Genomic DNA, 20,022 nt, shown 5'->3' with positions numbered 1-20,022 from the left:
GTCATTAACTAATTTAGAGTAAATAAAGAGGAAATGGGTAGACTTAATTAAAAATAATCATTAACAGCTACTCAAAAAAGGAGAAAAAATGGCAAATAATAAGCAATATACGATTACGCATTTTCCAAAACAACAACAACCTGAGCCAGGATTACAAAGTAGAATGTCGCCAACACCTGATGATGGTGCGGCAAGTTATGTTGGGCACGAGCGTTTGAAGCACAAAAAAGCGTTAATCACTGGTGGTGATTCAGGTATTGGCAGAGCAGTGGCTATTGCTTATGCCCATGAAGGCGCTGATATTGTTTTAAATTATTTACCAGAAGAGGCAGATGATGCTCAGGAAGTAGCGGGTATAGTAACATCATTAGGTAGAGAAATAAAATTAGTGCCTGGAGATTTGAAATCAGAATCATTTAATCAGGAACTTGTTGACGAGGCGGTTGAGTTTCTTGGAGACATTAATATTTTAGTCTTAGTAGCAGGGAAGCAACAAGCTCAAGTTGATATTGCTAATTTATCCACGCAACAATTAACAGATACATATGCCACAAACGTCTTTAGTTTGGTTTGGTTAATTAAAGCCGCATTACCACATTTGCAGCCAGATAGCAGTATCATTACAACAAACTCTATTCAGGCTGACCAACCATCACCATTTTTAGTGGATTATGCTGGTACAAAAGCTGCTATTAAAAATATGACGATTAGTCTAGCTAAACAGTTAGCTAATCGTGGTATTCGTGTTAACAGCGTTGCACCAGGACCTATATGGACACCGTTACAAATTGCTGGTGGTCAATTGCCAGAAAATATTCCAAATTTTGGGCAATCAACACCACTCGGACGCGCGGGTCAGCCTGCGGAATTAGCGGGCGCATATGTATTTCTTGCATCAGATGAATCAAGTTATGTTACGGGAGAATCAATTAAAGTTACCGGTGGCTTGTGATCACTTCTAAAGTATACGAAAGGATGGAAAGAATATGGCGATTTTATCACCGTTTATGCAAAACATGGTGAATGAACAATTTCCTTTTTTGGCGACAACTAATTCTGATGGCTCGCCACAAGTTGGACCAAAAGGTTCATTACATGTGCTAGATGACTCACATTTAATTTATTACGAGCATACGTTTAGACACGCTTATGAAAATTTGCTAACGAATCATTTAGCCGCTGTGGCAGTTGTCGATAGAAAGGCTGAAAAAGGCTTTAGATTCGAGGGAAGAGCACACATTCATGAAAATGATTCGTACGCGACAGAAATTTTAGAAAAAACAAATATTTATGAACGCTTTCCGCGTGCGGCTGTGGTCGTTATTGATGTTGAACGCATTTATAAATTAGACAATACATTAGATGCAGGTATTAGATTAGCATAGCTGATTTAATTCAATTGTTAAAGTGTTGGCAGCTGAGAGGTAACCGAATTGATTTATCCTTATAGCTTGACGAATGGCAGTTTCAAAAAACAAAATCACATGAGTTATGACAATAAAAATGTACCGATTGTTTATATGTATGGTAAAAATATTGATGAGTTAAATCAAATAGAGGCATTTTTTGGTGTTGATTTAGAAGAAATGAAAAAATTTGAAAATGAGGCTTTTTTTGATGAAAAAATCTTGAAAAAAGGGGAACATTTTTTTGTTCTTAACTTTTTATTTCCTAACTTTGAACAGGAAACAGAGGATATAGAAAAATTGGTGACATCAATTATGTTATTGATTTTTCAGAATAAAGTGATTGTGTATACAGATTCAAAAATACAGCTTGTGGTGAATTCAATTGAACAATTGGAAATTCACAAACCAGAAAACCTAACAACTGAAATTTTAATTCATATTTTGCCCAAGATATTTGATCAAATGTTAAAAAATTTGAAAGAAATGAAAGATGACATTGATCAGGTAGAAGGTAATCTTAATGATTCAGGACCAGTAAAACCAGTTTTTGCTACATTGTTGTCTTTAAAAAAACGTCTCATGATGCTATCAATTACATACAATGCCAATAAAAAAGTTTTAGATTTTATTCAAGCACATCTTGATGTATTAAAGATAAATAGTGATGAGAATCAACAAAATATTGAATATTTGTATGATACTACTGACATCATGAATCAAAAGGTCCAGGGATATGATGATTTTTTGAAAAACCTCGAAACGCTCATTTCTAACATGAGCGATTATCAGTTGAATGCGATTATGAAAACATTAACTGAAATATCAATTATGTTAACAATTCCAACAATCATATATGGGTTTTGGGGTATAAATGTGCACTTGCCTTTTGAAAAATTCAATTTTGGTGTTATTCTTGTATTTTTGATTTCAGTGATATTTACTATTGCTGTGTGGATTTTGTTGCGTCGAAAAAAATATTTATAAACTATCATTTAAAAAATCAAATTTTTCTTATATTGTGTGACCTAATTGAAGAAAGAAGAATAAATTAATTAATAGTCAGGTCATTATTCGAATTTCTTTTACAGTTCATATTAAAGTGCTCAAAAAAGCAATGGATCGTTTACAGGCAATAGTTCTCTCGCTTAGAAAATATGAAAATGAAAAGTGGATAAATTAGTATCGTGTTTAAAATATTATTGTTAGTATCTGAGCATTATCTTTGTAAGCGTTTTCATTTAATGTTATAGTGTCCTTAACAAGTAATTTGTCATAATTCTGTGGAGAAAAGAATGGAGGAATAGACATGATTTGGTCATTAATTGTGGGTGCTATCATTGGTGCCGTTGCTGGAGCAATAACAAACCGTGGTGAATCAATGGGGTGGATAAGTAATATTGTCGCTGGACTGATTGGTTCTGCTATTGGTCAAAGTTTACTTGGCCATTGGGGACCAAGTCTAGCAGGAATGTCACTTATTCCTTCGATCATTGGTGCGGTCATTCTTGTATTATTAGTTTCAGTACTGTTAGGTATTCGAGGAAGAGATTAGTATAGATAGTTGTTAGAAGGAGAGGTGTGCTATGCAAAAAAGCCAAAAAATAGTTTTGAGCATGATTAGCTTAGGATATTTGTTTGGACTTTGTCTGTTGATTTGGCCAAGAATAATTGTAGCAATATTTATGTTTTTGCAACGTTTTAATATCAACGTTACCATTAAAAGCGAAATATTTATTTATTATTATGGTATTGCATTGTTGGTGGTCACAGCGTTCATTTTACTACTGATTTTACTACGTCCCACTCAGCTACCAGATATTTTACTAAAACAAAGTAAGGAAGGTAAATTAGCGCTTAGCAACTATGGGATCAAGCAGTTTATTAAGACGCAATTATCAGGTGAAGACTTATCTAATATTCAGGTAAAAATTAAAAATACGCGTCGCAAAAGAGAATTTTACATTAGTGCTGATGCCGTCTATCAACGTGCTACGGTTGCTGATTTACCCCGTATAACGAAGAACCTAACGACTAAGCTGACCGATTTACTTGCCGGAGTGAGTGACATACCGATTAAAGTTGACATTCAGGTTAATCAACAATCAAATGCCAGACGAAAAGTGACGAGAGTTATTTAAATGACTCTAAAGGGGTATGACTAAATGAAAAACATAAAATCAGTTAAAATTTGGTTTGGTAGTGTTACGGGTTTTATTTTGTCAACATTACTTATCACTGTAGGATTTTGGAAAGCAATTTTCATTGTAGCTGTGACGATTTTTGCTGGCTGGATTGGTGCGCTTTTAGAAGAATACAAGATTGATTTCTCACGTGTTACTGATTTGTTTACACGAAGAAATCAATAGAAAATTGGAGAATATTAATATGGTTTCAGAAAAAAATAATACGCAAACACATGCAAATGAAAGTGACAAACTACAACAAGAAACAAGGGGTGAACTGACGTTTAACGATAAAGTTATTCAAAAAATAGTAGGTTATGCCATTGAAAATGTTAGTGGATTATTAGGTGTTGATGGTGGTTTTGTCGCTAATATTAAAAATAGGATTGTTAATAGTGATAATCCTGTAGATGGTATTGATGTTGAGGTTGGCAAAGAACAAGTTGCTGTTGATCTGAATATTATTATGGAATATGGGCACAATGCTCATGACATTTATAAGCAATTATCAACAGTTATCGCTAAACAGGTTAAAGAGACAACAAGTTTGGTATTAGTCGAATTAAACGTTGAGGTTGTCGACATTCAAACGCAAAAGGAATTTGCGGCCTCTCAAACAACATTGCAGGATCGCGTGTCTGATGCTGGTAACGCTGTTAGAGAAAAAGCATCGGATGGTGTCGATACTGTGAAGAGCACAGCTGCAAAAGTTGCACGAGATGACGATAACCGAGTCAAGTAAAACACATAAATTAATGTTATAAAAAAGCACAATCATTTAGTGATTGTGCTTTTTTATATAGCATACATTAAATGTTGAAATCTAATTGATTTTTTGCCATTCTTTCTTAAGCAGAGACCATTCATTCATGTCACCAAACTTATAATCACTATATTTTAATGCTTCGCGTTTGGTACCATCTAGGTGAAAATTCAGTTTTTCTGCAACTTTATTACTGGCTAAATTATTTACGTCAGCTTCAATTGTTATTTTATTAAGATGATATTCTGTAAAGCCAATTGCAATAATCGCTGAAACTGCTCGATGCATAATGCCACGATGTGTCCACTCAGATCCTAACCAATACCCAATGTCTGCACAGTTGTTAGCTTTATCAATTTTATTTAAACTAATCATGCCAACTGGTTGATCTTGAAAATGAACCACGCAATTCAAGGAATCACCAGTGCCAAAATTTTTCAGGACCATTTTAAGAAAACTTTCTTCGTCAGATACTGTCTGTAAATTTTTGGCCCAAGGTAACCAAGTGCTGATTGTTTCGCCACTGTTTTTAATAAGAGGGAAAAGTTTTGGTGCATCAATATGAGGCACAGGTAGTGATACCTTAATGTCATCATCGTAAGTATAACTAAACATTAAAACGCCTTCTTTCATATGTCACTTGATGGTTAAATATCTTTTTTCATTTTTACATCAGTGATTTTAAAACCACTCTTTTCATAGACATGAATAGCACGAGTATTGCTACCAAAGACATGTAAGCCCAATGAAGTAAATCCCTTTTCTTTGGCTTCAGGAGTGACTAGATCTAACGCACCTGAGCCAAATCCTTTATTTTGATATGGTGCGTATATTTCAAAATCAAAAATAAAGGCAACTGATTCATTTTCGTTGTCAGCACCAAACCAAACATAACCAACAATAGTTGTGTCATCTAAAATAGTATAGAAGAAATTATGAGGTGTTTCAAGTCCTAAGGGTAGCAAGCGATCGTAGGTATCTTGGGCATTTTTTAAAGCATCTACCTTGAGCCAAGTACCAGCCGCTTCCTTTTCTGTAGCGTATTCTTGTACAGCTGTGTTGATATATTTTTTAAAGTGGTTCGTATCCATTACAGTTAGTTTGAGCATTGGTATTATTCCCCATGTAATTAAATCGTTAATTTATCACATTATATCATACTAAAGTTGTGAATTTGTTTTCTGGAGCGTTATCGATATGATTATGACAAGGATTGGTAGATTTAATTAAAATGAATTATTACCTTAAATGACAAAATTTTAGTGTTTTTGAAGTTAATTATTCATCACTACTTGTTAAATTATGGCAAATTCTAACCAGCCATATTGTGACGAACCAGTTTCAATAAGAGTGTTATTAGCATTTAGTTGCCATAAGTTATTCTCAGTTTTTAGATTATTTTTTACACAAAATTTTTTTAATTTAGTTAAACCCTGATGAATACCAATAATATTATTCTCAACCAATATCGTTGCATACAAGCCCGCTTTTTTTTCAATTGTTGGTGTAAGTATATGTTTCTTGGTCGTAACAATCTCTTTAAGAATACGAAAAGATGCTTCAGCATATTCATCGGGTTTGTGAACAGATAAATTTGTTAGGAATCCAGATTGAGTTGTATCCATAATAGCCAACGAATCAAGATGTTGGTAAAATTCTGAGAATAATTGTGCTACTTCTTCTTCGGTACAACTAATAGATTGTCTAGAGCACCAAAATAAGGTCTTCCGCCGTGTTTGAACTGTGGGTTGATAGAGAGCGAAGTTTTCAGTCACTTTCTGGTTCTCCATTTTTTTATTGATCACTGTTTGAATGTTAACTAATTCCTGAATTTTATTTTCAATTTTAGTTTGTGTGCTTAACAATTGAGAAGTTGGTATCTCATAGGACTGACTTTTTATTTTTTTTACTTCTTCCAAAGACATGTCCAAACTTTTTAATCCCAATATAAACAATAAATCATACAATTGACTATAGTCATAGTAGCGATAACCAGCTTTAGTTTTATATTCGGGCTTAAAAATACCTTCCTGATCATAAAATATTAGGGTACGGCGGGTTGTATTAGCTAATTTCGCCATTTCACTTATTTTCAGCATGAATCACTCCTTTTATTGACTGTAACGTCACGTTATAGTGTATGCTTAATTGTAACATGAAATTTATTTTAAAATTATGACTAAAGGTAGTATAAATTTATGAAACAAGAATCACTTTTTTCTAATCGCCCTGAAAATACACCTTTAGCTAGCCGTGTTCGCCCACAAAATCTGGATCAATTTGTTGGTCAACAACAATTACTTGGACATGGTAAAATTTTACGAGAGATTATTGAAAATGACCAGGTTTCGTCTATAATCTTTTGGGGTCCTCCCGGTGTTGGTAAAACAACTTTGGCTGAAATAATTGCAAAAAAAAACGCAATCAAGTTTTCTTAGTTTTAGTGCCGTAGACAGCAGTATTAGCCAAATTAAGAAAATTATGAAGCAAGCAGAAGATGACCGTGAAATTGGCCAGAGAACCATTGTGTTCGTTGATGAAATACATCGTTTTAATAAAGCTCAGCAGGATGCTTTTTTACCTTACGTCGAACGAGGAAGTATAATTTTGATTGGTGCCACAACTGAGAATCCTTCATTTGAAGTTAATTCGGCGTTATTATCGCGGTGTAAAGTTTTTGTACTTAAAGCATTGAAACAATCAGATATTGTAACTTTGCTTAATCAAGCACTTAAAAATCCTAATGGCTTTGGTAATCAGTCGATTGATATCGGTGACGATGAGATTCAAGCCATTGCCAACTTTGCCGACGGCGATGCTAGAATGGCCTTGAATACTTTAGAGATGGCTGTTCTAAATGGCGATAAGAATGAAGATAATATTACTGTAACAATTGAAAATTTGAGCCAATTGATTAGCAAAAAGTTTGTTCTTTATGACAAGAATGGTGAAGAACATTATAATATTATCTCAGCGTTACATAAATCAATGCGCAACAGCGATGTGGATGCAGCTATTTATTGGCTCTCACGCATGTTAGAAGGTGGGGAAGATCCTTTATATATTGCTAGACGATTAGTACGTTTCGCTAGTGAAGATGTTGGATTGGCGGATACTAACGCACTGAATGTTACAATTAATGTTTTTCAAGCTTGTCAATTTATTGGGATGCCTGAGTGTGATATACACTTGGTCGAAGCTGTAACCTACTTGGCCTTAGCACCTAAATCAAATGCTATATATAAGGCTAGATTAGCTGCTGCTAAAGATGTTAAACAAACCGCAAACGATCCAGTGCCCCTACAGATACGTAATGCGCCAACGAAATTAATGAAAGACTTGGGTTATGGTAAGAATTACGAATTAGCTCATTATGCTCAAAATAAATTAACAACCATGAAGACTATGCCACCTTCATTGGAAGGGCACGTATATTATGCACCTACCAATGAAGGAAATGAACGACGGTTTAAGGAAAGGCTCGGCCAAATTAAGGCCTGGCATAAGCAACACAAATAAATTAAAACAGGCTTTCTCTATGAGAAAGCCTGTTTTAATTAAGATGATTAATTCTGAAACAGCTTCGATTTTTGCAACTTTTTCTATTACCAAATGTATTTTGAGAACTAAAAATAATTTATTCGATATGATTTAAACAATGCTTTTAGCGTGACCAAAATCCATATCCATTGGGCGGATAAAAGACCACGTTGAGTGAACAACTTTCCAAGCATTTTCTTCTTTTTTGTAAACTTCTATACAATTATAATGCATGTCAATTAGTGAGGTATCTGCATGCAATTGATAAGTTAAAGTAGCCATATTTTCAACAGATTGTACGCGAGGATATTCAAATTTATAGTTATCAGCAAATAATTTACCTTCAACATTTTTTAGTACGATATTTTTTATGTCTTCATAATTGTCGATTCGTTTTTTAACAGCACCGTCAAAATAGGAGAAGTTATTTTTTGACCAAATGTTCAAATAACCAGAGGTATCGCCTTTAAACCATTTGTTTAAAGCTCCTTTTTCTAATGCAATAATTTCATTTGTTAGTTCAGTATTTTTTTCTTCAATCATTTTTTCTTTCCTTATAAATATCCTTTATGGTTTATCTTAGTATCATAAACTATCTTGCAACGGTACAGTCAACAAAAATCACTATAGCATATTATTTATTGACTGTAACCAAACGGTATAGTATACAATAGTTGTATCATTAGGGTTTGTAGGTCAATAAAGCTAACTGAACAAATATTGCAGGGGAATTACAGTGGTTTAAGTACTGGCAAATTTATCCCAAATTTTGAATCATGATAATTAGTTAGATGAAATTACGATATTTGTTTGTGCTGCATTAATTTCCATCATATATAGGCATAGGCATAGAAATTTGTAAATATAACGTTATATTTACAAAAAAGTTATATATAAAAATAAAATAGTGATTTTGAATTACTGTTAATATTCATTCCATTTAAAAATTTGATTAACAATAAGGAGATTTTTATGATAAATCAAAATAGTCATATTCAACAAATTGAGGTACGCGGTGGAAACGTAAATAATTTGAAAAATATAAATGTTAATATTCCGTTAAATCGTTTTGTGGCAATTTCTGGTCCCTCTGGATCAGGGAAAAGCTCATTAGCCATGGGTATTTTATATGCTGAAGGTTCAAGACGTTACCTAGAAGCCCTCTCTACTTATACGCGACGTCGAATTAGTCAAAATAAACGTTCGCAAGTACAAGAGGTCAAGCATATTCCATCAGCAATTGCATTACGCCAAAGACCTAATGTGCCTTCAGAACGTTCTACTGTTGGTTCCATGAGTGAAATTTTCAACGTTGTGCGTTTGATTTTTTCACGTCTTGGTTCAACAGTTTGTCCCAATGGGCATGATATTCAACCAAGTCTTAAGATAGCACAAGCTATGGATTTACCTGGTGGTGCTGACAGTCGGATGGGTATTATTAGTTGTCCTACATGTGGTGTGGAGTTTATGGCAAAGTCAGCTGAAGATTTCGCATTTAATTCAGGAGGAGCTTGTGTTGAATGTCACGGCACAGGAAAAATTAGAGAATTGGATGAAAGCAAATTAATTGGGGACGACAATATGACTCTTGAAGAGGGGGCTGTAGCTTCATGGCATTTGCCGGGACGTAATTTTATGCCAACTGTGGCTGCAACTCTCGGTGTCCGAATTAATGTACCATATAAGGAATTAACAACTCGCGAAAAAAATATAGTCCTTCACGGTGAAAAGAAACAATATCCAGTTGATTTTCGTACATCAACTGGACGTGTTTTTCATACAGATAAGACATTGTATGAAAATGCGCATGAAGCTGTCTATGACTCATTGAAAACCTCAAAAAGCGAACGTGCGATTAATAAGATCAATCAATTTTTCCATTTTTCTGTTTGCCCCACTTGTAAAGGAACGCGTTTAAATCCCGAATTATTAACACAAACTGTTGGCAAGAAAAATATTGCGGAAGTTTCAGAATATCCTCTTGGAAATATCTGGAATTGGGAAGAACAAACTAAGAAAAATCTTCCTAAAGAGCTACAAGCAATGGCTATTATTTTGTTTAAAAACTTACAAGATACATTGAGACCATTGTTAGAGCTTGGATTAGACTATCTGACATTAGCACGAAACGGGAATACTTTGTCTACGGGAGAATTGCAGCGAATTCAATTAGCCAAAACATTGCGAACAGAGACTACAGGCGTACTGTATGTCTTAGATGAACCTTCCATAGGGTTACATCCTGATAACGTCAAAGGGCTGATAAAGATTTTTAGAGAGCTAATTGACCAAGGCAATTCTTTAGTTGTTGTTGATCATGAAGTTGATATTATTGAAGCTGCTGATTGGGTAATTGAAGTAGGCCCTGGTTCGGGTGATGAAGGTGGGAACATTATTGCTGAGGGAACACCCGCAGAACTAGTAAATAATGAACAATCATTGATAGGTCCCTACATCTCTGGTAAAGCTAATATTATGCATGAGAAGGTTGAGTCAATTAAAAATACAGAAGTATTGACTACAAAATTAGAAGTGAATAAATACTTCAATTTACATGACATATCAATATCTATACCTGGAAATAAAATAACAGCCGTCACTGGCTTCTCAGGTGCTGGAAAAACAAGCTTAATACTGGATAGTTTAGTGCCTGCGATTGTAGCTAAAAATAATGGACAAGCATTGCCTAAACAAGTTAATGATATAAAAACTGGATTAAAAAATGTTGTTAGTGTTGATGCTAAGCCAGTCGGTAAAAATTCGCGATCAAGTTTAGCAACATACACAACTATTATGGATAACCTCAGACGATTGTTTGCTGGTTTACCAGAATCAAAAAAGCGTAAATATAGTGTAGCGTACTTCTCATATAACAATAAACAAGGTGCTTGTGAACACTGTGGCGGTGTTGGAACAATTTCATTAGATATACAATATCTACCAGACATGGAAGAAACGTGTCCTTATTGTCATGGCAGTCGTTATAAGGATGAGATTCAAGAAATTCGATGGCATGGACATACTATAGTTGATTTATTGAATCTTTCAGTTAAAGAAGCTCTAACAATATTTACTTCTGAACCGGCTATTGAAAAACAACTCGTATTGCTCGATGAAATTGGTCTTAATTACTTGCATTTGGGGGAAAGTACACCTAGCCTTTCAGGCGGTGAAGCACAGCGCTTAAAGCTAGTAAATCATTTAAAAAATAATCAGGATAACACCTTATTTGTGTTTGATGAGCCATCAGTTGGATTACATCCGCGTGATGTACAAACTCTCATTGGTGTTATAAATAAGTTAAAGGGGAGAGGGGCAACAGTTATCATAATCACCCATGATTTAGATTTGATGACAAATGCAGATCATATGATCGATTTGGGACCAAAGGGTGGTTCAGAAGGTGGACAGATTATGGCGGCTGGTAGTCCCAGTGAACTTGTTAAAAATGCAACAAGCTTGACACTTAACTATTTGTCAGAACATTTAAAAACATTTTCATTAACATAATTGACAGGAGAATTTTTATGGATATTTTAAACAAAATTTTAGAGGGTGGGCATATTCCGGCAGGAACACCGGGATTTGATAAAATTGGTCAAATCGTTTCGGAAAATACGATGTTAGAACAAGATTTCAATTATAACTCACATACCAATGAGGAGCGAAGAGAGATACTATCTAAAATTACAAGACAAGAAATAGACCCAACAACACAAATAGCCGTGCCGTTCCATACAGATTTTGGACCACACATTTTTTTAGGTAAACATTGTTTTATTAATAAAAATTCTATGTTTGTTGATTTAGGTGGCGTTTATTTTGGTGATTATGTATTAGTAGGGCCAAATGTCACTTTCGCGTCATTGAATCATACGATTGATCCAGAACATAGGTGGGAAATTAATAGTGCCTCAGTTCATATTGGAGACAATGTTTGGATTGGAGCTAATGCAACAATTTTACCTGGTGTTCATATAGGAAAAAATGCTATTGTTGGTGCTGGTTCTGTCGTGACAAAAGATGTTGCAGAAAACACTATTTTTGCTGGATCTCCAGCTCGATTCTTAAAAACAGTTACAGACTAAATAAATATGTTATTTAGTCAAATAGATATTGTTTGTACAAAAATTTTTAGGCATAAGCGACATGAATTTTAATAGACATATTTGAATTAAGAAAGAGGTATACAAGATAATGGCAATTAAAAAATATATTGAAGAACAATACGACCAAGAACAGCATGCTTTGGAAGAAAAGATAATTGCATTAGAAGTGTCTGCTCTAGACAAGTATTTTAAGGGCGATGTGTCTGGATACTTGGGCATTTGGTCAAAGGATAATTTTTCTTACTTTGATGCAGGGACAAAAGAGCGGTCGGATAGCTACGAACAAGTCAAACTATTTTTAGAAACGGTTGTTGCTGGCAAGATACACGCTGATACGTATGATTTTCATTACCCAAGAGTTCAGTTGAGCGCAGATACAGCAGTCTTGACTTATCAGCTACATGCAGATACGCTATTCATTGAAATGCATTACAATGTTATTGAAGTTTTTCAAAAGAATAAAAATAATGATTGGAAAGTGATCCATTCAACATGGGATTTGATTACACCATTTTCCCCAGACATAAAACGACCCAAAGTTATTGTTTAATCTATGGAACCGTGTTATTAATAATAAAAGGCAGATAATAATCTTGATTATTTATTTTTTTAGTTTATTCTAACCTGTTCAAAGTTTGCACAAGAGTTATTAGATTTACTCAAGAGTAGTCTGAAAACTTAACTGGTTTAACCGGTCAAAATATTACTGCCGATGAAGGATGAATCATGAATTAGAACAAAGCCTCATGATGAAAACATGGAGTTGAACAGAAGAATTATGTAATTTATGTTAGTCATCCATTTAGAGTATGGATAAAATGTTTAAAGAAATATTTTTGGCCGTAATTAACAACTGCCACTTGTAAAATTTAATTGAACATCATGCCATTGCTCATTTATTCAAAGCCAGCCGATACACAAGATATCGATCTGCTATTAAAAGTTAAGTACTAACAATTTTTTATTGACAAAACATTATAAATAAAATATGATATATTTATTATAAAAATAATTTTATTATTTAATTTCACGATTCAATTCGCAGTAATCGGCGGTCTAATTATGCGATTTGGAGGTGTATTATGAATAGCCAATTTGTATTTAAGAAGTTCAAAACATCTGATCATCATTTATATGCACAAAGTGTTGCATTACGTCAAAAAATTTTGCGTGCGCCTTTGGGAAAGTGTTTCTCAGCAGATGACCTTGCAATTGAAAAAAATAATCAATTTTATGCTTTACTGTTCAATGGTAAAGTCATTGCCACACTTTCAACTTATGAAAAAAGTGAAAATTTGATCAGATTGGTTTCATTTGCAGTGGATTCAACGTTTCAATATCAAGGTGCTGGCTCTTCATTATTAAAACAAACGCTTAGTGATATCAAAAATTGTGAATATGATAAAATCAGTTTAACAGCCAGAGAATCTGCACTTGGATTTTATTTAAAAAATGGTTTTGAAGATATTTCTGGACCTTTTGCAAATAAAATATTGGGAATTATAGATTACGAGATGGTGTTATGTTTGACGTAGTTAAGGCAGGCAATTGATTTGGGGCTGATTAAATTTTTTGCTGATCAACGTGTTGAGATAATAACCATTTTTAGGGGGAAATTTCATGGATAAAATTTTTGCTAAAAAATTAGAAAAGGGCGATGAGATACGTATCATCTCACCAAGTTCATCGATGCAGCGTGTCGGGGGATTTGATGAAAATCTTATTGCTAAAATAAGATTAGAAAACCAAGGGTTCATAGTTAGTTTTGGTGCGCATATTTTAGAAAATGACCAGTTTTCATCAAGTACCATTGCATCACGTGTGGCAGATTTGCACGATGCATTTCTTGACACAAATGTAAAAATGATTATGACAACGATCGGCGGATTTAATTCAAATGAATTATTACCGTACATTGATTGGAATATTATAAGAAATAATCCTAAAATTTTTATTGGCTATTCCGATATTACGAGTCTACACAACTCTATCAGAGCGCAAACAGGACTGGTAACCTATTATGGGCCATGTTATTCTTCGTTTAAAATGGATGAGTTGCAAGATTTTCAAACTGAAGCATGGCTTAAAGCAGTAACGCAATCAACATATGATTTAAAACCAAGCAGCGTATGGACAAGTGATTTATGGTTTGATGCGAGTTTACCAAGAAAACCGATGGCTAATCAGTGGAAAGTATATCATCATGGACAAGCGAGCGGTACGGCAACTGGTGGTAATATTCAAACATATTACTTACAGGCGGGAACCAAATTTTTGCCACATGTAGAAAAGCCAATACTGTTTTTGGAAGAGGCTGAAGGGGGTGGCGGATTAGAATTTTCAAGAGAATTGGCTCAAATTTTACAACTACATGGTGATATCAAAGCACTCATTATTGGTAGATTTCCATTAGTTAATAAAATGAGCGAGACAGAATTGCATGCTATTTTAAACAAATTCCCAATTTTAAAACGAATACCAGTTATTTATGATGTTGATTTTGGACATACACAGCCTATATTGACTTTCCCGCTTGGCGGAAAAATAGCAGTGAATACGCAAGATGCTGGTGAAGTCAAAATCACTATTTTACAGGGTTAGGTTTTATATGAAGAAGTAATTATTAATTATTTAAAATAACCATGATGCATCAAGGATATGTAAAAAGTCAATTGTCGATATTATATCGATAATTGACTTTTTTTGTTCTGAAAGAGAAAGCCGATAGCTTTTGAAATGTTATTTTCAAAGTTATCGGCTTTATTTAGTGATTGGTATTGGGTGGAATTAGTGATTATTATTTAATTGTTTGCCAACGCCAATTCTCCACTTCAGGTAAATCTGTTCCTTGTGATCTTGTATAGGCGATGTGTTCATTGATTTTGTCTGTCATACTTTGTGCAAGATGAGCGTAATTAGCATTGACTTCTCGAGGAAGCATACTGATTGCAGCTTTTACTAAATTAAATCGATCAATTTTATTAAGTACACGCATATCAAACGGGGTCGTAATATCGCCCACCTCACGGTAACCATGAACTTTCAAGTTGTGATTATGACGCTTAAAGAAAATTGACTCAATCATTGGTTCATAGCCATGAAATGCAAACAAGACAGGTACATCAGTTGTGAAGTAAGCATCAAATTCGTCGTCACTTAAACCATAAGATGCGTCAGAACGTAATCTGAACAAATCTAGTACATTAATATAACGAATTTTGAGTGATGGTATATTATCATGCAGAATTTGAATTGCTGCTAAGCTTTCGGTAGTGGGTTCAGAACCGGCTGAGGCAATGATAATATCAGGCTTTTCGCCATCATCAGTGCTAGCCCAATCAACAACACGTAGTCCTTGTGTAACGAGTTGCTTTGCCTCTTCTGGTGAAAACCATTGTAGGCGGGGATGTTTGCTGGCTACAATATAGTTGATTTGTTGTGTTGTCTTTGCTGCATGTGCAAATGTTGCGACTAAACTATTAGCATCAGCTGGGAAAAATTCACGTATGAAATCTGGTTGCTTTTCATACAACATAGTTGTGACACCAGGATCCTGATGAGAATAACCATTGTGATCTTGTTGAAATACAGTTGAGTTGGCAATAATATTTAAGGCAGGCACATCATGGCGCCATGATACCTCATGTGAATGATTTAACCACTTAAAGTGTTGAACAATCATATCATCGACCTCACGAATGAAGACTTCATAACTGGCAAAAAATCCATGTCGGCCTGTAAGTGTATACGCCTCCAGCATCCCCTCATCATAATGTTCAGATAGCATTGAGTCTATGATACGCCCTGATGGCGCCATAAACTGATCGTTTGGTTCTTTAATTGGTAATAGCCATTGTCTATTGGTTGTTTCAAAGACATCTTGGAATCGATTAGAAGCAGTTTCATCTGGTCCAAATCCACGAAAATTATCGGGATTTAATTTAATAATATCACGGATATATGATCCCAATAAAATAGCATCTTGTGCTAGATGGTGACCAGGGGCAGTGTTATCGGTAAGATAGTTATCAATATCTGGTAAGGAGAGCGGTTTGATAATACCTGCATTGGTCACAGCGTTACTTGCCATACGTAAAGATTTTTTTGGTAACACTTCTTGTATCTCGGATGCTAAATGACCATTATCATCGAATAATTCATCAGGATGATATGATTGAAGCCAATCAACAAGTTGGGGGATATATTCTGGATGATTCTGATCTACCGGGATCGGAATTTGATGTGCACGAAATGAATTTTCAATTGGCTTACCATCCCAAGTTTTTGGTCCAGTCCATCCCTTTGGTGAACGTAGGACAATCATTGGCCAAATAGGGCGTGTGATGTCATCGTTATTTTGTTGAGCAGCATGTTCACGAATTGCCTTAATTTCGTTAAAAACAGTGTCTATGGTTGTGGCCATCTCCTCATGAACCTGCATAATAGGTTTGTCAAAAGAACTAACAAAATAAGGATGCCACCCCAAACTATGGAAGTATTCCGTTAATGTTTCATCAGATTCTCTAGACAAAACTGTCGGATTAGCAATCTTAAAGCCGTTCAAATTTAAAATGGGTAAAACAGTGCCATCGTTTTTAGGATTTAAAAATTTGTTTACATGCCATGAAGTGGCTAATGGCGCTGTTTCAGCCTCCCCATCACCAACTACTACTGCGGCAATTAGGTCAGGATTATCTAATACTGCCCCAGCACCATGTAAGATTGAATAACCTAAAGCACCACCCTCGTGAATAGAACCAGGTACTTTCGGATCTGCATGTGAGGCGACGCCGCCAGGGAATGAAAAACGTTTAAACATTTTTTGCATACCAGCTGTATCTTGTGTGATTTCTGGAAAAGCTTCTGTGTAGCTACCATCAAGATAAGCATTTGAAATCATGACTTGTCCGCCATGACCAGGACCCTCAACATAAAACATATTTACATGAAATTTATTAATGGCTCGATTTAAATGCGCGTAAATAAAGTTTTGACTAGGGATTGTTCCCCAATGACCAATCGGATGTATCTTTACTTGGTCAGCGGTTAGTTTTTCTCTAATTAATGGGTTATCTAGCAAGTAGAGTTGACCTACAGACAAATAGTTAGTAGCTCGCCAATAGGCATCTAGTTTGATGAGATAGTCCTTTGAATCAATAGTCATACGTTATTCCTCCAGTTGAATCTTAGGTTTTTAAAACATGTAAAAAAATATTAGAAAATGAAAACACTTTGCAAAGTACAGTAAAAATTTCAAATAATGATAAAAATGTGTTTGAAATAATTAAACAAATTTCATTACTTAGACTTCTTTTTACATATTCATCCTAAAACTATAACTTAAAAAAGTCAACTCCAATATATTAATTGGGTCGTACCAATTAATATATTGGAGACTGTTTATATAGCGGAGAAGGGCGTTTGAAAGGTTTTTTAGATTAAAAATAAATTATCATTAAATTAATCGGTTTGCTTATTTTTGAATATGTGTGATAGAATCAATCTTGTTATTAATCGATTAATTAACATACTAGGGGTGCTTTTATCAAAAAGCTGAGAGAGAAGTGTTATCTTTGAACCCTTTGAACCTGATCTGTTGCAAGCAGCGTAGGAAAGTATGAAACTATGTATAAAAAATATAGATAGCCATACTATGTCGTAAAGTGTTTGCATTATAAGTGCAAACACTTTTTTATTGTTCTTAATTTAGGAGGCTTACTTTTGGTAAAACGTGCTTTTTTAGCAGCGCCATTTAAACAGTTATTAAACCAGCAAGGTGTGGTGCAGCCGTTAAAAATACAAGAAATAAAGGCAATGATAGCGTTATTTGAAAAGCATGATTTTATGGTTGATAATGCGCACAAAAGAGAAAAATGGGGTGAGAAAATGATGACTCCTAAGCAATGCACTATTGCTGATTATGAAGCGATTAAGCAGTGTGATCTATTTGTAGCATTCCCGGGAAATCCTGCATCACCGGGAACTCATATTGAGATTGGTTGGGCTTCAGCACACAATAAAAGAATAATTTTGTTATTAAACGAACATGATGATTATGCGTATTTAGTACAAGGACTAAAGGCAATTGCGAATGTAACCTATCTATATTATAAAAGCATAGATGATTCTTTGTTGAAAATGGCTGAATTATTAAATTCAAATAGATGAATAGGGGAATATAATGTCAACATATAAAACCTTTGATGAGGCATACATGGCAGTATTGCATAATATATATTATCATGCCGATTTTTTTAACCAACCTAGAGGATTTAACAGCCGTGAGAGACTCGGTGTTAGCTTTAATATACAAGACCCAACACAAAGAGTTGTTTACAGCAAAACAAGAAAAATTAACATCATTTTTAATTTTGCAGAGGCTTTGTGGTATTTATCTGGAGATAATAGTTTGGATTATATGAGCTATTATAATCAGAGAATGCCAAATTACTCGGTAGATGGCAAAATATTGACCGGAACAGCCTATGGTAAAAAAATATTTCATTTTGGGGAACAACAATTGGATCAATGGCAGCGTGTTAAAAAAATATTATCAGAGGATCCGGATTCTAAACGAGCTGTTATGCAAATATTTGATGCTAATGAACTAACAATTGCTGATAATTTAGATGTCTCTTGTACACTCGGGCTACAATTTTTTATTCGGAATAATCGACTCAATATGGTGAGTTATATGCGAGCCAATGATGCATTTCGTGGTATTGTCAGCGATGTCTTTTCTTTCACTATGATACAAGAACTCATGGCACGTGATTTAAATATTGAAGTTGGTGAATACTACCACACTGTCGGTACCATGCATATTTATCAGACTGATGATACATGGGTTAGTCATGTGCTTGAAGACCCGCGTTCTTTAAATTTTAAATTTCCAATGATGCCCTCAGGCAACAATTGGGATATGATAAAGAAATTAATGAAGTATGAAAAAATGTTGCGGAAAAATGAGTGTACTATGGATTGGCAATCGATTTTGGATACCGGATTGTCGCCATACTGGCAACAAATTCTAGCGTTGTTTAGTATTTATCAAATGATTTACTTTAAAAGGGAAGTTGATTATGTGCTGTTTGATCATCTCATACCTATTTACAAATACTTTTTGACGAATAAATGGCCCCAAAAATTGTTAGTGGAGAAGTGAAATGACAAAAAATCTGTTTAAAAATGAAAAAGTTGCTGATCAATTTAATCAGTATAATGATGTGTTGGAACAAGTACTTGGTTATGATAGTATAATGTCTGTATTTAATCAATATAAACCTAGAAAAATATTAGATTATGGTTGTGGGCCTGGCAAAGTATCATTAAGATTTGCTGAACAGCTGCCATGTGATATTATTGCTGTTGATGAATCACAAAAAATGATTGATATTGCTAAAAAAGAACGAAAACACCGACATATTAACTATAAAATTGTAAAAAATGATAATCTGGATTTTATTAAAAGTGGGTCAATTGATGGTGCCATAGCCTCTTATGTTTTCATCAATAATGAGTCTGAACAACGAATATTGGCTATTATGATGGAAATATATCGCGTATTAAAGCCCAAAAGTCGGTTTTTGGTTTTAGATACGAACCCTAATGCGACAGGAATCCCATTTTCAACTTTTCAAAACGGTATTCCTGGCAAAAAATATAATTATGGGGAGAAGCGTGTTGAGACATTGACTGTAAGTGAAAATGAAAATCTCATACTACATGATTTTAATTGGCCAAATGATATGTATGAAAATAATCTGAAACGTGCGGGATTTAGTGAAATAAGTGTGTCATACCCAAAGTTAAATGATTTTACACAGGATCAAATTGCACGCATTGAAAACAAATATCATTACAATACTTGGTCAAATGAAAAAAGTGTTTCGCCATTTATTTTATATCAAGCGATTAAAAAATAGTTTCATGATACTAAATGTCAAAATCACGATTTGGTGGATACGATTAGAATAATTAGTAAAAATTATGATAACAGTAGAATTTGATGCTGCCAC

At 34.4% G+C, this 20,022-nt stretch carries 20 protein-coding genes, 1 pseudogene and 1 riboswitch; of the genes and pseudogenes, 16 read left to right on the top strand and 5 right to left on the bottom strand.

Features of this window, described 5'->3' with window-relative positions; genetic code table 11:
* Nucleotides 1-88 precede the first annotated feature (88 nt).
* The 7 genes from K5Q13_RS02905 to K5Q13_RS02875 all read left to right on the top strand — a co-directional run bounded on the left by K5Q13_RS02905 (nt 89) and on the right by K5Q13_RS02875 (nt 4,334).
* A complete protein-coding gene (locus K5Q13_RS02905) occupies nt 89-952 on the top strand; it encodes an SDR family oxidoreductase (RefSeq protein ID WP_220739729.1) in 864 nt (287 codons plus the stop codon).
* Nucleotides 953-986: 34 nt separating this feature from the next.
* Nucleotides 987-1,385: a pyridoxamine 5'-phosphate oxidase family protein gene (locus K5Q13_RS02900; protein WP_220739727.1), complete on the top strand. Its 399-nt coding sequence runs from the start codon at nt 987-989 to the stop codon at nt 1,383-1,385.
* Nucleotides 1,386-1,433: 48 nt separating this feature from the next.
* The gene (locus tag K5Q13_RS02895; RefSeq protein ID WP_220739725.1) at nt 1,434-2,393 is read left to right on the top strand and encodes a CorA family divalent cation transporter; all 960 of its coding nucleotides are present in this window, start codon (nt 1,434-1,436) and stop codon (nt 2,391-2,393) included.
* Between the two features lie 322 nt (nt 2,394-2,715).
* Complete coding sequence (locus K5Q13_RS02890; protein WP_220739723.1) at nt 2,716-2,961, top strand: GlsB/YeaQ/YmgE family stress response membrane protein; 246 nt, start codon at nt 2,716-2,718, stop codon at nt 2,959-2,961.
* Nucleotides 2,962-2,992: 31 nt separating this feature from the next.
* The gene (gene amaP, locus K5Q13_RS02885; RefSeq protein ID WP_220739721.1) at nt 2,993-3,547 is read left to right on the top strand and encodes an alkaline shock response membrane anchor protein AmaP; all 555 of its coding nucleotides are present in this window, start codon (nt 2,993-2,995) and stop codon (nt 3,545-3,547) included.
* Between the two features lie 24 nt (nt 3,548-3,571).
* Nucleotides 3,572-3,775 (top strand): DUF2273 domain-containing protein, encoded by a 204-nt coding sequence (locus K5Q13_RS02880; RefSeq protein WP_220739719.1) that lies wholly within the window; start codon nt 3,572-3,574, stop codon nt 3,773-3,775.
* A 19-nt stretch (nt 3,776-3,794) separates the two neighbouring features.
* Nucleotides 3,795-4,334, top strand: coding sequence for an Asp23/Gls24 family envelope stress response protein (locus K5Q13_RS02875; protein WP_220739717.1), 540 nt, complete (start codon nt 3,795-3,797; stop codon nt 4,332-4,334).
* A gap of 81 nt (nt 4,335-4,415) precedes the next feature.
* Here K5Q13_RS02875 and K5Q13_RS02870 read toward each other — a convergent pair whose 3' ends face one another.
* The 3 genes from K5Q13_RS02870 to K5Q13_RS02860 form a co-directional block, all read right to left on the bottom strand.
* Nucleotides 4,416-4,970 (bottom strand): GNAT family N-acetyltransferase, encoded by a 555-nt coding sequence (locus tag K5Q13_RS02870; RefSeq protein ID WP_220739715.1) that lies wholly within the window; start codon nt 4,968-4,970, stop codon nt 4,416-4,418.
* Nucleotides 4,971-5,002: 32 nt separating this feature from the next.
* Nucleotides 5,003-5,464 carry a GNAT family N-acetyltransferase gene (locus K5Q13_RS02865; protein ID WP_220739713.1) on the bottom strand — a complete coding sequence of 154 codons (462 nt, stop codon included), beginning with the start codon at nt 5,462-5,464 and terminating at the stop codon, nt 5,003-5,005.
* Nucleotides 5,465-5,650: 186 nt separating this feature from the next.
* The gene (locus tag K5Q13_RS02860) at nt 5,651-6,454 is read right to left on the bottom strand and encodes a MerR family transcriptional regulator (protein WP_220739711.1); all 804 of its coding nucleotides are present in this window, start codon (nt 6,452-6,454) and stop codon (nt 5,651-5,653) included.
* Between the two features lie 99 nt (nt 6,455-6,553).
* On the opposite strand from K5Q13_RS02860, the pseudogene K5Q13_RS09625 reads away from it, so the two are divergent.
* Nucleotides 6,554-7,874: pseudogene (locus K5Q13_RS09625) on the top strand (replication-associated recombination protein A).
* Nucleotides 7,875-8,006: 132 nt separating this feature from the next.
* Here the strand turns inward: K5Q13_RS09625 and K5Q13_RS02850 are convergent.
* Nucleotides 8,007-8,438 carry a nuclear transport factor 2 family protein gene (locus tag K5Q13_RS02850; protein ID WP_220739709.1) on the bottom strand — a complete coding sequence of 144 codons (432 nt, stop codon included), beginning with the start codon at nt 8,436-8,438 and terminating at the stop codon, nt 8,007-8,009.
* Nucleotides 8,439-8,867: 429 nt separating this feature from the next.
* Here K5Q13_RS02850 and K5Q13_RS02845 point away from each other — a divergent pair, with 429 nt between their 5' ends.
* The 5 genes from K5Q13_RS02845 (at nt 8,868) to K5Q13_RS02825 (ending at nt 14,605) form a co-directional block, all read left to right on the top strand.
* Nucleotides 8,868-11,405, top strand: a complete 2,538-nt coding sequence (locus K5Q13_RS02845) for an AAA family ATPase (RefSeq protein WP_220739707.1) — start codon at nt 8,868-8,870, stop codon at nt 11,403-11,405.
* Nucleotides 11,406-11,422: 17 nt separating this feature from the next.
* Nucleotides 11,423-11,983, top strand: coding sequence for a DapH/DapD/GlmU-related protein (locus K5Q13_RS02840; protein ID WP_220739705.1), 561 nt, complete (start codon nt 11,423-11,425; stop codon nt 11,981-11,983).
* 109 nt (nt 11,984-12,092) lie between these two features.
* Nucleotides 12,093-12,554, top strand: a complete 462-nt coding sequence (locus K5Q13_RS02835) for a nuclear transport factor 2 family protein (protein WP_220739703.1) — start codon at nt 12,093-12,095, stop codon at nt 12,552-12,554.
* A gap of 532 nt (nt 12,555-13,086) precedes the next feature.
* The gene (locus K5Q13_RS02830; protein ID WP_220739701.1) at nt 13,087-13,539 is read left to right on the top strand and encodes a GNAT family N-acetyltransferase; all 453 of its coding nucleotides are present in this window, start codon (nt 13,087-13,089) and stop codon (nt 13,537-13,539) included.
* Between the two features lie 85 nt (nt 13,540-13,624).
* Nucleotides 13,625-14,605, top strand: coding sequence for a S66 family peptidase (locus K5Q13_RS02825; RefSeq protein WP_220739699.1), 981 nt, complete (start codon nt 13,625-13,627; stop codon nt 14,603-14,605).
* Nucleotides 14,606-14,801: 196 nt separating this feature from the next.
* Here K5Q13_RS02825 and K5Q13_RS02820 read toward each other — a convergent pair whose 3' ends face one another.
* A complete protein-coding gene (locus K5Q13_RS02820) occupies nt 14,802-17,168 on the bottom strand; it encodes a phosphoketolase family protein (RefSeq protein ID WP_220739697.1) in 2,367 nt (788 codons plus the stop codon).
* 358 nt (nt 17,169-17,526) lie between these two features.
* Nucleotides 17,527-17,635, top strand: a riboswitch (TPP riboswitch).
* A gap of 90 nt (nt 17,636-17,725) precedes the next feature.
* Here K5Q13_RS02820 and K5Q13_RS02815 point away from each other — a divergent pair.
* Genes K5Q13_RS02815 through K5Q13_RS02805 form a run of 3 tightly spaced genes read left to right on the top strand, consistent with a single transcriptional unit; the run spans nt 17,726 to nt 19,929 of the window.
* Nucleotides 17,726-18,172 (top strand): nucleoside 2-deoxyribosyltransferase, encoded by a 447-nt coding sequence (locus tag K5Q13_RS02815; protein ID WP_220739695.1) that lies wholly within the window; start codon nt 17,726-17,728, stop codon nt 18,170-18,172.
* Between the two features lie 13 nt (nt 18,173-18,185).
* Complete coding sequence (locus K5Q13_RS02810; protein WP_220739693.1) at nt 18,186-19,169, top strand: thymidylate synthase; 984 nt, start codon at nt 18,186-18,188, stop codon at nt 19,167-19,169.
* A gap of 1 nt (nt 19,170) precedes the next feature.
* Nucleotides 19,171-19,929, top strand: coding sequence for a class I SAM-dependent methyltransferase (locus K5Q13_RS02805; RefSeq protein ID WP_220739691.1), 759 nt, complete (start codon nt 19,171-19,173; stop codon nt 19,927-19,929).
* Nucleotides 19,930-20,022 lie beyond the last annotated feature (93 nt).

Origin of the sequence: Leuconostoc miyukkimchii, assembly GCF_019656055.1 — a bacterium.
GTDB lineage: Bacteria > Bacillota > Bacilli > Lactobacillales > Lactobacillaceae > Leuconostoc > Leuconostoc miyukkimchii.
The sequence above is the reverse complement of the archived record's forward strand: the minus strand, read 5'-3'. Positions and strand labels throughout refer to the sequence as shown.

Bases quoted from the DNA above. Each gene is read 5' to 3' on its own strand.
- K5Q13_RS02905 (WP_220739729.1), top strand. From the start codon at position 89: ATGGCAAATAATAAGCAATATACGATTACGCATTTTCCAAAACAACAA.
- K5Q13_RS02900 (WP_220739727.1), top strand. From the start codon at position 987: ATGGCGATTTTATCACCGTTTATGCAAAACATGGTGAATGAACAATTT.
- K5Q13_RS02890 (WP_220739723.1), top strand. From the start codon at position 2,716: ATGATTTGGTCATTAATTGTGGGTGCTATCATTGGTGCCGTTGCTGGA.
- amaP (WP_220739721.1), top strand. From the start codon at position 2,993: ATGCAAAAAAGCCAAAAAATAGTTTTGAGCATGATTAGCTTAGGATAT.
- K5Q13_RS02880 (WP_220739719.1), top strand. From the start codon at position 3,572: ATGAAAAACATAAAATCAGTTAAAATTTGGTTTGGTAGTGTTACGGGT.
- K5Q13_RS02875 (WP_220739717.1), top strand. From the start codon at position 3,795: ATGGTTTCAGAAAAAAATAATACGCAAACACATGCAAATGAAAGTGAC.
- K5Q13_RS02870 (WP_220739715.1), bottom strand. From the start codon at position 4,970: ATGTTTAGTTATACTTACGATGATGACATTAAGGTATCACTACCTGTG.
- K5Q13_RS02865 (WP_220739713.1), bottom strand. From the start codon at position 5,464: ATGCTCAAACTAACTGTAATGGATACGAACCACTTTAAAAAATATATC.
- K5Q13_RS02860 (WP_220739711.1), bottom strand. From the start codon at position 6,454: ATGCTGAAAATAAGTGAAATGGCGAAATTAGCTAATACAACCCGCCGT.
- K5Q13_RS02850 (WP_220739709.1), bottom strand. From the start codon at position 8,438: ATGATTGAAGAAAAAAATACTGAACTAACAAATGAAATTATTGCATTA.
- K5Q13_RS02845 (WP_220739707.1), top strand. From the start codon at position 8,868: ATGATAAATCAAAATAGTCATATTCAACAAATTGAGGTACGCGGTGGA.
- K5Q13_RS02840 (WP_220739705.1), top strand. From the start codon at position 11,423: ATGGATATTTTAAACAAAATTTTAGAGGGTGGGCATATTCCGGCAGGA.
- K5Q13_RS02835 (WP_220739703.1), top strand. From the start codon at position 12,093: ATGGCAATTAAAAAATATATTGAAGAACAATACGACCAAGAACAGCAT.
- K5Q13_RS02830 (WP_220739701.1), top strand. From the start codon at position 13,087: ATGAATAGCCAATTTGTATTTAAGAAGTTCAAAACATCTGATCATCAT.
- K5Q13_RS02825 (WP_220739699.1), top strand. From the start codon at position 13,625: ATGGATAAAATTTTTGCTAAAAAATTAGAAAAGGGCGATGAGATACGT.
- K5Q13_RS02820 (WP_220739697.1), bottom strand. From the start codon at position 17,168: ATGACTATTGATTCAAAGGACTATCTCATCAAACTAGATGCCTATTGG.
- K5Q13_RS02810 (WP_220739693.1), top strand. From the start codon at position 18,186: ATGTCAACATATAAAACCTTTGATGAGGCATACATGGCAGTATTGCAT.
- K5Q13_RS02805 (WP_220739691.1), top strand. From the start codon at position 19,171: ATGACAAAAAATCTGTTTAAAAATGAAAAAGTTGCTGATCAATTTAAT.